This is a genomic window from Actinocorallia populi (genome assembly GCF_002995495.1).
GTDB lineage: Bacteria > Actinomycetota > Actinomycetes > Streptosporangiales > Streptosporangiaceae > Actinocorallia > Actinocorallia populi.
On sequence record NZ_PVZV01000003.1, the window covers coordinates 180,400 to 194,027 of the forward strand.

At 67.7% G+C, this 13,628-nt stretch carries 14 protein-coding genes and 1 CRISPR repeat array; of the genes, 10 read left to right on the top strand and 4 right to left on the bottom strand.

Annotation, left to right across the window (positions count from 1 at the left end; all coding sequences use genetic code 11):
* Positions 1–3: 3 nt before the first annotated feature.
* Genes cas6e through cas2e form a run of 3 tightly spaced genes read left to right on the top strand, consistent with a single transcriptional unit; the run spans position 4 to position 2,070 of the window.
* On the top strand, positions 4–756 hold the full coding sequence (gene cas6e / locus C2865_RS13950) for a type I-E CRISPR-associated protein Cas6/Cse3/CasE (protein ID WP_106398892.1): 753 nt from the start codon (positions 4–6) through the stop codon (positions 754–756).
* A gap of 1 nt (position 757) precedes the next feature.
* Positions 758–1,777 carry a type I-E CRISPR-associated endonuclease Cas1e gene (cas1e, locus tag C2865_RS13955; protein WP_106398893.1) on the top strand — a complete coding sequence of 340 codons (1,020 nt, stop codon included), beginning with the start codon at positions 758–760 and terminating at the stop codon, positions 1,775–1,777.
* Positions 1,774–2,070 (top strand): type I-E CRISPR-associated endoribonuclease Cas2e, encoded by a 297-nt coding sequence (gene cas2e, locus C2865_RS13960; RefSeq protein WP_106398894.1) that lies wholly within the window; start codon positions 1,774–1,776, stop codon positions 2,068–2,070. Before cas1e ends, cas2e begins: the two co-directional genes overlap by 4 nt.
* Before the next feature lie 83 nt (positions 2,071–2,153).
* Positions 2,154–3,157: direct repeats of the CRISPR family, unit length 28 nt; unit sequence GTCGGCCCCGCACGCGCGGGGATGCTCC.
* A 234-nt stretch (positions 3,158–3,391) separates the two neighbouring features.
* Here the strand turns inward: cas2e and C2865_RS41735 are convergent.
* Genes C2865_RS41735 through C2865_RS13975 form a run of 3 tightly spaced genes read right to left on the bottom strand, consistent with a single transcriptional unit; the run spans position 3,392 to position 5,067 of the window.
* Positions 3,392–3,712, bottom strand: a complete 321-nt coding sequence (locus C2865_RS41735) for a helix-turn-helix domain-containing protein (protein WP_332873367.1) — start codon at positions 3,710–3,712, stop codon at positions 3,392–3,394.
* A complete protein-coding gene (locus tag C2865_RS13970; RefSeq protein ID WP_106398895.1) occupies positions 3,649–4,602 on the bottom strand; it encodes a C40 family peptidase in 954 nt (317 codons plus the stop codon). The genes C2865_RS41735 and C2865_RS13970 overlap by 64 nt, the downstream gene beginning before the upstream one ends.
* Before the next feature lie 18 nt (positions 4,603–4,620).
* Positions 4,621–5,067 carry a helix-turn-helix domain-containing protein gene (locus tag C2865_RS13975; RefSeq protein WP_106398896.1) on the bottom strand — a complete coding sequence of 149 codons (447 nt, stop codon included), beginning with the start codon at positions 5,065–5,067 and terminating at the stop codon, positions 4,621–4,623.
* Positions 5,068–5,213: 146 nt separating this feature from the next.
* Here C2865_RS13975 and C2865_RS13980 point away from each other — a divergent pair, with 146 nt between their 5' ends.
* From C2865_RS13980 to C2865_RS14005, 6 genes are read left to right on the top strand one after another with little or no spacing between them, the layout of a single operon-like run.
* Entirely contained in the window at positions 5,214–5,711 is a 498-nt protein-coding gene (locus C2865_RS13980) for a hypothetical protein (protein WP_157963703.1), read from the top strand.
* A complete protein-coding gene (locus tag C2865_RS13985) occupies positions 5,708–6,052 on the top strand; it encodes a hypothetical protein (protein ID WP_198653317.1) in 345 nt (114 codons plus the stop codon). The genes C2865_RS13980 and C2865_RS13985 overlap by 4 nt, the downstream gene beginning before the upstream one ends.
* A 14-nt stretch (positions 6,053–6,066) precedes the next feature.
* Complete coding sequence (locus tag C2865_RS13990) at positions 6,067–6,702, top strand: DUF8175 domain-containg protein (RefSeq protein WP_106398898.1); 636 nt, start codon at positions 6,067–6,069, stop codon at positions 6,700–6,702.
* Positions 6,699–8,087: a TrbL/VirB6 family protein gene (locus tag C2865_RS13995; RefSeq protein WP_106398899.1), complete on the top strand. Its 1,389-nt coding sequence runs from the start codon at positions 6,699–6,701 to the stop codon at positions 8,085–8,087. Before C2865_RS13990 ends, C2865_RS13995 begins: the two co-directional genes overlap by 4 nt.
* Positions 8,080–9,546: an SCO6880 family protein gene (locus tag C2865_RS14000; RefSeq protein ID WP_106398900.1), complete on the top strand. Its 1,467-nt coding sequence runs from the start codon at positions 8,080–8,082 to the stop codon at positions 9,544–9,546. Before C2865_RS13995 ends, C2865_RS14000 begins: the two co-directional genes overlap by 8 nt.
* Positions 9,465–11,006, top strand: a complete 1,542-nt coding sequence (locus C2865_RS14005) for a hypothetical protein (protein WP_232835591.1) — start codon at positions 9,465–9,467, stop codon at positions 11,004–11,006. The genes C2865_RS14000 and C2865_RS14005 overlap by 82 nt, the downstream gene beginning before the upstream one ends.
* Before the next feature lie 41 nt (positions 11,007–11,047).
* Here C2865_RS14005 and C2865_RS14010 read toward each other — a convergent pair whose 3' ends face one another.
* A complete protein-coding gene (locus C2865_RS14010) occupies positions 11,048–11,710 on the bottom strand; it encodes a DUF6000 family protein (protein ID WP_106398901.1) in 663 nt (220 codons plus the stop codon).
* 86 nt (positions 11,711–11,796) lie between these two features.
* Between C2865_RS14010 and C2865_RS14015 the strand changes: the two genes are divergently transcribed.
* Entirely contained in the window at positions 11,797–13,563 is a 1,767-nt protein-coding gene (locus C2865_RS14015; protein ID WP_198653318.1) for a type IV secretory system conjugative DNA transfer family protein, read from the top strand.
* Positions 13,564–13,628: the final 65 nt, after the last annotated feature.

Below are 13,628 nucleotides of genomic sequence, written 5' to 3' on the forward strand. Positions count from 1 at the left end.
ACCATGACTTATCTCTCTCGCATCCGTATCAACCCTCTGCGTTCCGAGAGCCGGAGCATGCTGGCCAATCCGCGGATCATGCACGCGCAGGTCGCCGCTTGCATCCCCGGAGCCCCGGACACCGAGCGGGTCCTCTGGCGGCTCGACGCCGACAACGCCCACCGTCCGATGCTCTTCGTGCTCACGAGGTCGCGTCCGGACTGGTCGCATCTGATCGAGGCGGCCGGCTGGCCGTACGCCGACGGGGAGCACGCGACCGTTCGCGAGTACGCTCCTCTTCTCAAAAGGCTCGCCGTGGGCAAGGAGTTCGCCTTCCGGCTGACCGCGAGCCCCGTCCAGAACGCCAAACGGCCGGAGAAAGCGACCAAGGCCCAGAACGAGAAGATCACCGACGGAAGGCACCGGGGCTTTCGCATCGGGCACCGCACCGCATCAGCCCAGCTCGGCTGGCTGATCAGCCGAACTGCGCGCCTCGGTTTCGAGATCCCGTCCGCGCGAACCGACCCCGCAATTGCCGATATCACTGACGACGCAGCCGTCCCCGCGCTGGATGTCCGGCTCATCGCCAGGCAGCGCCGATCCTTCCCGAAGAGCAGTCAGCGCCACCACGTCGTCATCCATACGGCCAGCTTCGAAGGACGGCTGCGCGTCACCGATCCCGTCCTACTCGAACGGGCTCTCCTGGAGGGCATCGGCCCTTCGAAGGCCTACGGTTGCGGGCTTCTCACCCTCGCTCCTCTCCCAGGCGGTCACTGACTTGGCCGATATCTGGTGGAAGGCCCACCCACACGATCTACACCGCGTGTCAGACCGTGTCTCGAGCGTCTACGTGGAACGCAGCCACATCGACAGGGACGAGAACGCCGTCGTCGTCATCAACAAACGGGAGACGGTCCGCGTACCCGCGGCAATGGTCGCGGTCATGCTCATCGGACCCGGTACCCGGATCACACACGGCGCCATCCGTCTACTCGCCGACTCCGGCACCGCCGTGTGCTGGGTCGGCGAGCAAGGCGTCCGCATGTACGCGGCAGGTCTGGGCCCTGCCCGGGGTGCGGGCCTCCTACACCGGCAGGCCTGGCTGGTCACCCGCCCGAAGGAACGGCTGGCCGTGGCCCGTGCGATGTACGGCATGCGGTTTCCCGGCGAGGACGTCTCCTCAGCCACGATGCAACAACTCCGCGGGCGGGAGGGCGCCCGTATCCGCAAGCTCTACAAAGCGCACTCCGAACGGACATCGGTCCCTTGGAGTCGCAGGGAGTACAAGGCAGGCGATGCCTTCGCCACCGGGGACGACCTCAACCGCCTCCTGTCGGCGGCGAACGCCGCTCTATACGGGATCTGTCATGCGGTCATCGTCGGCATCGGCGCCAGCCCTGGCCTCGGGTTCGTCCACACAGGCTCGGCCATCTCGTTCGTCCTGGACATCGCGGACCTCTACAAAGCCGAGTACACCATTCCACTCGCCTTCGACCTCGTGGCCCAAGGCCTCACCGAAGAACGTGACGCCCGCATCGGCCTGCGCGACCGCATAGCCCAGACCCGCCTCCTTGACCGCATCGTCTCTGACATCAAGACCCTCCTCACCGCTGAAGGGGCCGAACCACCAGAAGAAGACACCAACGAACTATGGGACGAACGCGTCGGCTCCGTCTCCGGCGGCGTCAACTGGGCCAGTGAATCGGACCTGGCCATCAACCTCGGCGCGAACCTCATTCAGCCCACCATGGGAGACGACCACATGGCGATCATCGGCCCCGAGTTCGACGCCCCATGACCGTCATCGTCCTCATCGCCGCCCCCGAAGGCCTCCGCGGCCACCTCACCCGCTGGATGATCGAAGTCAACGCCGGCGTGTTCGTCGGCAACCCCAGCCACCGCATCCGCGACCGCCTCTGGAACCTCCTCGCCACCCGCATCGGCGACGGCCAAGCCATCCTCGTCGAACCCTCCACCAACGAACAAGGCTGGTCCGTCCGCACCGCCGGCAAAGACCGCTGGCACCCCACCGACTTCGACGGCCTCATCCTCTCCGCCCGCCGCCGTGCCGCCTCCCGTCCCGCCCTCTGATGCAGGCCACCTCTTCCCAGTCCAAAGAATTCCTACTGAACAAAAACCAGCCGTATCGCTGAAGAAAACCCAGGTCAGCAAGTGTCGGCCCCGCACGCGCGGGGATGCTCCGGTGACCGCCTATCTGCACGGCCACCTCTACAGGTCGGCCCCGCACGCGCGGGGATGCTCCTGAGGGCCTCATGGCCGTAGAGAGTGAGCGGCCGTCGGCCCCGCACGCGCGGGGATGCTCCGTCTGACGCACCCTATCCGCCTAACATGCCCTTGTCGGCCCCGCACGCGCGGGGATGCTCCTCGTCGGCCCGTGCGTCACCCCGGCCGTGACCAGTCGGCCCCGCACGCGCGGGGATGCTCCACCGGACATGCGGGTGGCCCACCTGCAGCGCACGTCGGCCCCGCACGCGCGGGGATGCTCCTGCTCGGTGCTGGTCACGGACTTCGCCTCGCACGTCGGCCCCGCACGCGCGGGGATGCTCCTTCCACGGTCATGGCGGCCAGCGTGGCACGCGGGTCGGCCCCGCACGCGCGGGGATGCTCCCTACTGCGACTGGTTCGCCGGACCCGGCCGCACGTCGGCCCCGCACGCGCGGAGATGCTCCCCGGCAGGTGGCCGACTCCGAGCGCGCTCTGGCGTCGGCCCCGCACGCGCGGGAATGCTCCGGTCACGCAGGACGCGCTCGACTTCGCGGCGTTGTCGGCCCCGCACGCGCGGGGATGCTCCGTCGAACGCCCCGTACTCGAGGCCGAAGGCGCGGTCGGCCCCGCACGCGCGGGGATGCTCCTCCCACTTCCATCGCTCGCTGCAGGTCGGCGATGTCGGCCCTGCACGCGCGGGGATGCTCCGGCCGCACCCCTGATCAGCGTCTTCGGCCGCGAGTCGGCCCCGCACGCGCGGGGATGCTCCGGACGGCGTCACGATGTGGACGGTGCCGCTGATGTCGGCCCCGCACGCGCGGGGATGCTCCGAACCGGGTCGCGTCCGCGCAGCTCGGTGTCCAGTCGGCCCCGCACGCGCGGGAATGCTCCCTCTTCACCGGGTGCCCTCCCGCCGGACCTCTCGTCGGCCCCGCACGCGCGGGGATGCTCCGCTCGCTGGGACAACAAGGTTGGCCAGGTCGGGTCAGCCCTGCACATGTATGCGAGGAAAGGTTCCTGCTGAGAACGCCCGCTCGCCAGTAGGTTGAAGAGTCAGTCCTTTACCGCTGAGATGGTCCCTCTCCGACAGAACACTTCACTATGGGTATGGTTTGTTTTCCGCGTACACAAGGAGCTCCTCTGCCTATTGATCTAGACAGATCCGACGGTGAGCGTTTCTGGTTTGCTACGTACTCTTGGATGCGGTCTCAACTTCTAGAAGACGAAGGAGACTCTGGGTGGAGACTCGGTAGGAGTAGCCAATTTTCAGAACTCGGCATGGGAATTTTCCTTCCTTGGCCAGTTGATAGGCCTTGGTTCGGGAGAGGCCGAGGATTTTGGCGGCTGTGGGGATGTCGAGCGTGGGTGGTAGGTTTCCGAGATTGTTGATGCTGTACCTGGGCAGGATCGAGCCTCCGGGTCGTCGTGTGGCGAGCGTCAGGACTACTTGTGTACGGGGCGGGTGGCACCGGCGTATTCGCGTTCTCGGTAAGGAACGTCGGCGAATTTGGCGATCCGGACGACGTCTCCGGTGTGGGGTGCGTGGACCATGCGGCCTTTGCCGATGTTGATGCCGACGTGGTGGATGGTGCGCGGGTTGGCGGGGTTGGTGGCGAAGAAGACGAGGTCGCCGGGCTGGAGTTTGTCGCGTGGGATGTGGGGTCCGTCGTTGTACTGGTCGGCGGCTACGCGGTGGAGGTTGATGCCGGCTTTGGACCAGGCGTGTTGGGCGAGGCCGGAGCAGTCGAAGCCTTTGATGTCGGCGCCGTGTTGGATGCCGTAGGTGGGCCCCGAGGGACCGCCGCCTCCCCAGGAGTAGGGGGTGCCGAGCCAGCGCAGAGCGGCTTTGACGACTTTGGCGCCGTCGCCGGTGGCGGGTGGGGCAGCGTAGTCCTTGGCCCGGTCGAGGACTTTACGGACGTACCAGTCGGCGTGGTTGTAGTGCCATAGCGCTTGTTCGAGGTGTTTGCCGCCTTTAACAGCCCCGTTGGCTGCGAGGTAGTTGGCCGCGCCGGGGATGGCGTCGGCGGGGTCGCAGCGGTCGGTGCGGCCGTCGCGGTTGCCGTCGATGCCGTAGACGGACCAGGTGATGGCCAGGAACTGCATGGGGCCGGCGGCTCCGGCCGCGTTCGGGATGCAGTGGGGTGGGTTGCGGCCGTGGTCGGTTTCGATGTCGCCGATGGCGGCCAGGACGTTCCAGGTCAGGCCGGGTGGGCGGGCTGCCTCTTGGTAGAGGCGCAGGTAGGCCGGTGGGATGTCGTTGATGGCCTCGTCTGTGGGCTCGGCGGCATCGAGGCTGTTGGAGCCGTCGGCTTGGCTGTGGGCGGTGAGCAGGACGACGGTCAGGACGGGCAGGGCGAGGAGGGCGGCGCCGGCGCCGAGGGCGGGTTTCAGCATGGGCGCCGCCCGGCGGGGTTAGTCGTTGAGGGCGTTGGTGTCGCGGGCTCGGCGCTGGGCGCGCAAGCCTGCGCCTTGGGGCTGGTCAGTGGTGTCCTCCAGGGTGATGGGGTGCCAGAGGCGTTCTTTGACGGCCTCCCAGGAGAAGCGGAAGTCGCGGCCGGACTTCAGGGCTGGGAGTTGGTCGTGGTGGGCCATGCGGCGGATGGTCTGGGTTGACAGGCGCAGCCGGTCGGCCAGCTCCGCGGTGGACAGGACCTGGTCGTTGTCGGTCTCGGGGGCTGCGGCGTGTCCGGGGTTGCGCAGGTGGGCTTTGACGGCCGGCCACAGGAAGCGGTAGTCCCGCCCCGACTTCAGACCGGGCAACTGCGCGGCATTGGCCATGCGACGGACGGTCTGGGGTGACAGGCCGATCCGGTCGGCCAGCTCCGCGGTGGTCAGGACGAGGTCGTCTCCTGTGGTCATGGGTCTGCCTTTCTGTGTTCGCGCTCAAGCGCTCAGTGGTCTCACTGTGTTGTTCGTGTTCGTGTCGCGCTACTTGCGCTCTGTGAGTATGACACGTACTGTCATCGCCACACCACACAGCGACACGAATTTTCGGAGGTTCATGAGTGGGTCGACACAAGCGACACCGATACGACTTCTGGCCACCCGGCGGCCCGGAGGTCGTGGTCGTCGGCGCGCACGGAGGTGCAGGCTGCACCACGATCGCCGCGCTCCTCAAGCCGTCCTGGGACCTGGGTTCACTCGCACACCGCTACCAACCGAGCACCCCGCCGGTGCTCACCAAGGGCCGGCCGCTGGTGCTGGTCTGCCGCAACACGGTGTCGGCCACCCGCGCCGCCACCACGGCCGTCACCGTCCTGCACGGCTATGAGGAACGCGTCGCGTGCCTGGCCGTCGTCAGTGACGGCGCCGCAGAACCCAAGGACGCCTCCGCGCGGTTCCTGCTGCTCGAAGCCCGGGTGGGAGGCATCGTGCGGTTCCCCTACCTGCGGGAGCTGCGGCTGCTGGACGACCCGGGCAACGTCACGCTCAACGGACGCGCCCAGCGGGCGCTGACGGAGATCCGGCACCTGACCTACCTGGCCCAGGGCGGTGGCCGATGACAATGCTGCGCCTGTCCGTCCACATCCATGAGGCCGCATACCGGCTGCTGGCCGCCCCCGGCGACCCCGAACCCACCGAGAGCCCCGTCAAAGTCCCCGACCCCGCGCCGTCCGCACCACCGGGCCTGGACGATCAGGTCTCCACGCTCATCGCGTGGGGCAAGTGGGGCGTCCTGGTCTGCGGCGTCGCAGGGCTGCTGATCTGCGGCGGGCAGATGGCCATCGGCCGCAAGAACCGCTCTTCCTTCGCCGCCGACGGCGCCACCGGCATCCCGTGGGTCCTGGGCGGCCTGTCCCTGGCGGCCACCGCCGCCTCCATCGTCGACGTCTTCTTCAAGTGAAAGCAGGTCCACCCATGAACACCACCCGCAAGTTCGCCGTCCCGGCCGTCCTCGTCGCCGCGCTGTTCGGCACGGTGCTGTGGCTCGTTTTGGGAAAGAACGACCCGCCCGACGCCTTCGACCACGGTCCCGTCAACCAGACCGGCTGGGAGTGGAGCGACTACCGCTCCGCCGTCCTCCCCCACTCCGAAGCCGACGGCCCGTACGAGACCGACGAGGGACTGGCCCACGGGTTCTCCCACTCCAGAGCCGGCGCCCTCCTGGCGGCCACGCACATCTCGGCCCGAATCCGCCCCCAGGTCGGCCCCTCCATCTACGAACCCACGATCACCGACCAGACCACCGGCCCCGGCCGCGACACCCTGCTGGGTGCGGTCCGAGACCAATACGGACAGACAGGGGAAGAACCCCTCGACCGCAGCGCCTCGCTTGTCGGTTACCGCTTCCTCGTCTCCAGCCCGCAGCAGGCGACCCTCGAGCTGCTGATCTCCCCTGAGGGAGAGACGACACGTTACTCCGCAAAGCTGGATCTCCAGTGGGACGGCTCGGACTGGAAGCTCGTCGTCCCCGACGGCGGCGGCTGGCTGCCCCAACTACCCGACGCCCTCACCCAGGAGGACTTCGAGCTGTTCACTGGAGGGAGCGCGTGAGGGCGCCCACCGAACCGGAGTGCAGCATCTTCAACTTCCCCTGCATCGGGCCCGAACCCAGCCCAGAGCTGGAAGAAGCCCAGAAACAGGTCCGGGACTTCCTCATCCCCGACAGCGTCCAGAACTTCGGGACCAACACCATGGACGCCGTCGGACGGGCCTTCCAAGAATCCGTCGGCTGGTTCTTCAAGGAGACCTCCTCCTGGTGGGTCCAGATCGACTCCCCCGACCTAGAGCGGGAACAAGCCGTCGGCCATCTGCAGAACCTGTTCCAGCCGGTGCAGCTCACCGTCGCCGTCCTGGCGATGCTCCTGGCCGCGGGCAAGATGGCCCTCACCCGCAAAGCCGACCCGCTGATCGGGGTCGGCTCCGGACTGGCCCTGGTCGCGACTGTGGCCGCGATCGGGGTGACGCTGCCGAACCTGCTGCTCCGATGGGTGGATGAATGGACCGAATGGGTCCTCAACACCTCGACCGGGGATGCGTTCGCCGAACGGATGACCCAGATCGTGACGGCCAGCGAAGCCGTGCCCGGCGTGCTGGCCTTCGTCCTCGGGCTCGTCGCATTGATCATCGGCGGTATCCAGGCGATCCTGCTGCTGTTCCGCCAGTCCTCGCTCATCATCCTCGCCGGGGTACTGCCCCTGGCCGCGGCCGGCACGCTCGCCCCGGCCACACGGGACTGGCTGAAGAAGGTCACCGGCTGGATGCTCTCCATGATCTTCTACCCGGCCGCCGCCGCAGCCGTCTACGCCGCAGCGTTCACCCTGATCGGCACGAGCACAAGCCTGCAGACGACTCTCATGGGGCTGGCCATGCTCGTCCTGGCCCTCGTCGCCTTCCCCGTCCTGCTGAAGTTCTTCACCTGGACGACAGGAGCAGATTCAAGCGGCAGCGGAGGCGGCGGCCTGCTCGGAGCAGTCATCGGCGGCGCGACGGCAATCGGGGCCGCGCGCGGCTTCGGTCCGGTCGGAGCAGCTGCGGGCGCGGCAGCCTCCGGCGTGGCGAGAGCCGCTGAGCATGCGGGACACCTCGACCAGCAGCTGGGCTCCGCCCAACCGCAGGGCTCAGGCTCGCCACCGAGTGCCGACCAACCGGGCCGACAGCAACTAACCGCTGCTGAAGGCAACTTGGACACAGGACAGCAAGGAGGAAGTACTCCTCCCGGCAGTGGAAACCAGAACACCGAGCAACGACCGGGCAACGCGCAGCTAGGAGCCAACACAGGCCAACCGCCAGCGGCTCCACCGGCACCGAGCGGCAGCGGACCCACCGGCTCCGGGCAGCGGCCCACCAACGATCGTTTCCCGTCAGCCGCTCCCATCACCTGGCGAAGGCAGGCCGAAGACAACGGTCCATCGGGAGCGGGAGGCAACCGTGTCTGACTCAATACGCACCTACGGCGGCTGGCGCCGCAGGCGAGGACTCGGTCTGGCGGGGATGGACACCACCACGACATTCCTCGCCCTCGGAGCGGCGCTGGTCTTCCTCATCGCCGCCTCCCTCAAGCCCACTGTCCTGCTCTACCTCTCACTCCCTGTCGTGTTGATCGGCCTGTTGTGCTTCATCCACGTCGGCGGACAACCGGTTGCGACCTTCCTGCTGGCCCGGATCCGTTGGTGGTGGAGCAGCGTTCGCGGCTACACCCGCTACCGGGCCGGCATCGTCGTTGACCATCCCCGTGCCTTCCAGCTCCCCGGTGTCCTCGCACCGCTCACGCTGTTGTCCGCAGAAGACGGGTACGGCAGCAGGTACGGCGTCATCTGGGATCGGCGAACCGGATTCCTGACCGCCACCTTGAACGTCACTCCGGCTTCGCCCTGGCTCGCCGACCGTGACGAGGCCGACGCCTGGGTCGCTTCCTGGGGCGGCTGGCTGGCCTCACTCGGACACATGCCCGCCGTACGCTGGGTGACGGTCACCGTCGAGACCGCGCCTTCGCCAGGTGCGACGCTTTCCGACGTCGTCACCTCATCCATCAAGCCGAACGCGCCACGGGCAGCCCAGGAGATCCTGGGTCAGCTGGTGGCTTCTGCTCCGGCGGCCTCAGCCGAGGTCGACACCCGCGTCTCGGTCACCTTCGACCCGAAGCGCACCCAAGCCAAGGACCTGACCCAGGCGGTCGCCGAACTCGGCCGGATCCTCGACTCTCTCGCGGGACGGCTCGGCGGCTGCGGCGTCTCCGTGGCCGGACGGATGAACGCCGCCCAGCTCGCAGGCACGATCCGCACCGCCTTCGACCCACATTCGCGCGCCGAAGTCACCCGCCTGCTGAGCCGCCCCGATTCCTCAGAGCTCCTCGGCTGGGCGGACTCAGGTCCCGTTCACGCCGTCGAGCACCCGAACAAGTACGAGCACGACGGCGGCACGAGCGTCACCTGGGCCTGGCAGGAGCCGCCTCGCCAGAACGTCCACTCCGATATCCTCACCCGCCTCGTCGCACCCGGCCCCTACCCCAAACGCATCACCCTGCAATACCGCGCCTTGGACTCGGCGACAGCTAGCCGTACCCTGCAGAACGAGGTCAACGCCGCCGCCTTCCGCGCCCAGGTCAAGCAGCGGACCGGCCGGGACGAAACCGCCCACGACGCCTGGGATGCAGCCCGCGCCCGCCAAGCCGCGGCCGAAGAAGCCGCCGGAGCCGGCCTGTGCCTGGTCTCCCTGTATGCGACGGTCACCGTCACCGATCCCGAACAGCTCTCCCATGCCGTCGCCGACGTGGAATCGGCCAGCGACTCCAGCAAGACCCGGCTTCGCATCCTGTGGGGCAGCCAAGCCGCAGGCTTCGCCACCACCCTGCCCTGCGGCATCTGCCCGACCGACCTGACCCGGAGGTCCATCTGAACATCGAGCAACTGGCCGCCTCCGACCCGCTGGCTCCCGCTTGGGGCTGGCCACACCGCTTCGGCGGACGAGCGGCCAACGTCACCGCAGCACCGGAATACCAGGCGACCACGACCCAGCTCTGCGGGCTCTTCCCCTTCGTCGCCGGATCCGGAAGCCCCACCGTCGGCACCCCGGTCGGACGCCACCTCCTGCACGGGGAAGTCGTCTGCCTCGACCCGCTGGCCTGGTGCCGCGCCGGACTGATCACCAACCCCGGCATGTTCGTTCTCGGACAGCCCGGCACCGGCAAGTCCACCCTCATCAAACGCCTCGTCACCGGAGCCGTCGCCACCGGAACCATCCCGATCATCCTCGGTGACACCAAGCCCGACTACACCGACCTCGTCCAGCACCTCGGCGGCCAGGTCATCCAGATCGGGCGGGGCCTCGACCGCGTCAACCCACTCGACTCCGGACCGCTCGGCTCCGCCCTGCGCAAGCTGAACGGGACGAAAGCCGAAGCGTTGCGAGCCGAAGTCCGCGGACGTCGACTGTCGTTGCTGCTCGCGCTCTGCACCCTGGTGCGGGAGGACCGCATCACCAACGCCGAGGAGGTCGTCCTCGGCCGAGTGATCGACCTACTCGACGAACGGCTCCAAGAAGAGCCGACCGTTCCAGACGTGCTGTCCGCGCTCGAAGAAGGCTCCACCGAACTCTGGTCGGCGGCCCGGGCCCGCAACGAGCAGGCCTACCGGCGCGAAGTGCGGGATCTGGTGTTCGCTCTCGACCTGCTCTGCAACGGCTCACTCGCAGGCGTCTTCGACGGGCCCACGACCACACCGCTGGATCTCGACGCCCCTGCCATCAGCGTCGACATCTCCCGCATCGGAGCAGCCGGAGACAAACTGCTCACCGCGGCAATGCTCTGCACCTGGAGCTACGCCTACGGCACCATCGACGCCGCCGAAGCCCTAGGCGGACAGCGCCGCTCCTACTTCGGCGTCATGGATGAACTGTGGCGGGCCCTACGCGGGGCGCCTGGCCTCGTCGAACACGCCGATGCGCTGACCCGGCTCAGCAGGGCCAAAGGCATGGCCAGCATCATGATCACCCACTCGCTTGCAGACCTGGACGCGCTGCCCACCGAAGAAGACCGAGCCAAAGCCCGCGGCTTCGTCGACCGAAGCGCGATCACCGTGCTGGCCGGGCTGCCGCCTCGGGAGCTCACCCGGGTCCACGAGATCACGCCGTTGACGGAGCCGGAGCAACAGCTCGTCACGTCCTGGTCCGCGCCGGAGACCTGGCAACCGGGGGCCAGGCATCCCGGCCGCGGCCGCTACCTGATCAAAACTGGGGAGCGGCTCGGGCTGCCCGTCCAGCTCACTCTCGTAGGGGCGGAGCACTGGCTATACGACACTGACCAACGGATCCGGCCAGACTCCGGTCGGCAGAGGCAAGACTTCAGGAGCGCCCGGTGAGTCAGGGTTTCCGATCCGAAGTTCTCACCGTTCATCCGGTCTCAAGCGTTACCGTCGGCTATCTTGCCGGCGGTCTCGCAGAAGTCGGCGATCATTTCGTGGTAGACGGCGGGCTCTGTGTCCGAGTACGCCGAGGACTGCCACAACCCGGTCTCGACGAAACGCTCGGCGTAGTGCGTGCCCAGCCGTTCATCGAGGTGCAAGAGCGCCCCCATAGCCGAGCCCTGGTCGTAGTAGCAGTCCGTCCTGGGGAGATAGCGGTCCAGGTAAGCGGCGAGGATCTCGGCGTCTTCGGATTGGCCGAAGCGCGCGAGTGCAAAGCAGTAGCCCTTACCTGCGTACGGGCCTGCGCTCTCCAGGAGAAGCTCGCCAAGGATCTCGCGGTAGTGCCGACGGCGGTCGATGCCGATCAGCCATGCGGCGGTGAGGCGAGGGCGCCATCCGCAGGAGAGCAGCCGATCGAGGTCCTCATCGCTGATCTCTCGAGCATCACGGACGAGAGCGGCCTTGAAGCGGCTCTCGCCTTCCGGAAGGCCGCCGAGGAGCTTGAGGTATCGGGGCTTGCGCCGCTTCCAGACGACGTAACGCTGGATGGCTTTGGCGTTTTCAGACATGAGGTCTGGAACAGGGTCGGCAGGAGTACCGAAGACATGCCGTCGCAGGGCCTTGCCGATGTCGGAACCGTGGTCCGGGCTCGTGCTCACGCCGGAATCATCCCGTTGTTCCGAGGAATCGCGCGAACCAGATTTACAGCCTCAACCGGCCAAGCGATCCTGCAGGGGGCCACCAGTTGACTCGTTCGCTCGGCCCCAAGCCGTCGTTCTGGCACACCGGAGCGACAGGCGGCTGGACGGTGCTCTTCGCCTGCTGGGCGCCGATCGGCCTGCTGTGGCTGCTGTGGTCGGGGGCCAAGGTGGCCTCTCTTTATCGAGGTGACGTCGCGAACTTCGGCGCGGAGTTCATCGTCGCCCTGCTCCACCAGGACTACGCGCAAGCTTGGCCCGGAACACCCACTGCCCTGGTCGTCCTCGTCTGGCTGGTGATGTTCGGAGCCCTCAGCGGCCTCACCTGGTGGGGCTGGACGTTCGCGGCCTCCCGGTGGTCGGCTCCGGACGATCCCGTCGCCGCCCTCGCTCGTGATCCGGGAGTGGAGAACTTGACGGTGTCCGCGACGACGACTCGGGCCGTTCAGCTACGCCGATCCTTGCCGGGGGACAAGCGGCTGGAGCCCGGTGAGGTGGGTCTTCTCCTCGGTGAGCTGATGCTGCCTCGCGGCAAGGGCCCCGTCCTGTTCTCCTCCTGGGAGGACACGATCACCGCGTTCATGGCTCCTCGTTCGGGCAAAACGACGGCGCTGGCCATTCCCTACGTCCTGTCGGCGCCCGGCCCGGTCGTCGTGACCAGCAACAAGGCCGACCTGTGGGCGGCGACGGCCGCGCTCCGTAAGAAGGTGTGGCTGTTCGATCCGCAGCACATCACCTACCAGCGGCAGGGATTCTGGTGGAATCCGCTCGACGGTCTCGACACCGTCGAGGACGCACATCGGCTTGCCGGGCACTTCGTGCTCACCGTCGACGACCCGCAGAAGAAGGACCTGTGGGGGCCGGCCGCCCAGGACCTGCTGTCGGCGCTCTTCCTCGCCGCAGCGGGCTCGGGCGGGAACCTTCGCCAGGTGGCCCGCTGGTTGGACGAGCCCGGTGTCCCTACGCCGATCGAGCTGTTGTCCGCGAGCGGTTTCGAGCTGATGGCCTCTTCTCTGCAGGGAACGCAGCACGGCGCGGTGGAGACCCGGGACGGCATCTACCAGACCGCCCGAACGGCGGCGAAGTGCCTTCGCGACGAGGAGATCATCACGTGGGTCACGCCCCAACCAGGTCTTCCGTCCTTCAACCCATCCGACTTCACCGACGAGACGACCCTTTACCTGCTGTCGAAATCCCGCTCCGCAGCTTCTCCCCTGATCGCTGCGCTCACCGACGCCACGATGCGGGCTGCTGAACGCCGCGCGGAGCGCTCCGGCGGACGACTCGACCCGCCGCTCGTCGTCGTCCTGGACGAAGCCGCGAACATCTGCCGCATCGCCGACCTGCCCGAGCTCTACTCCCACCTCGGCTCCCGAGGAATCATCCCCGTCACGATCCTGCAGTCCTACGAGCAGGGCGTGACCGTGTGGGGCGAACCCGGCATGGCCGCTCTCTGGGGCGCGACCACCCGCAAGCTCATCGGTGCCGGCGTCGACTCCCCCCGCCTCGTCCGCGACCTCGCCACCCTCGTCGGCCAGCACGACGTACCGACCAGCTCCCTCACCTACGGTGACGGGCGGACCAGTGAGCAGGTCTCCCTCCGCCGCCAGGACATCCTCGAACCCGCCGCCATCCGGGCCCTTCCGCCGAACACAGCATTGCTCCTCGCCACCGGCGGCAAGCCCGCGCTGCTCCACTTGAAGCCCTGGTACCGCAGCCTTCAAGCCGATGGCATCACCGTCTGCATCCAGAAAGCCGAGGCGGCCATCTCCGCCGGCGCTGCCCGGTATGCGGACAGGCGCAACCTCACCTGATTCTCTTCGCCCAACCTCGCGAGAAAGGGACGACGCCCATGACCTGGAAGAACTGTTTTTGGAGG

Coding starts and splice junctions, on each gene's coding strand:
- cas6e (WP_106398892.1), top strand. CDS start 4: ATGACTTATCTCTCTCGCATCCGTATCAACCCTCTGCGTTCCGAGAGC.
- cas2e (WP_106398894.1), top strand. CDS start 1,774: ATGACCGTCATCGTCCTCATCGCCGCCCCCGAAGGCCTCCGCGGCCAC.
- C2865_RS13970 (WP_106398895.1), bottom strand. CDS start 4,602: ATGCTGAAACCCGCCCTCGGCGCCGGCGCCGCCCTCCTCGCCCTGCCC.
- C2865_RS13975 (WP_106398896.1), bottom strand. CDS start 5,067: ATGACCACAGGAGACGACCTCGTCCTGACCACCGCGGAGCTGGCCGAC.
- C2865_RS13985 (WP_198653317.1), top strand. CDS start 5,708: ATGACAATGCTGCGCCTGTCCGTCCACATCCATGAGGCCGCATACCGG.
- C2865_RS13990 (WP_106398898.1), top strand. CDS start 6,067: ATGAACACCACCCGCAAGTTCGCCGTCCCGGCCGTCCTCGTCGCCGCG.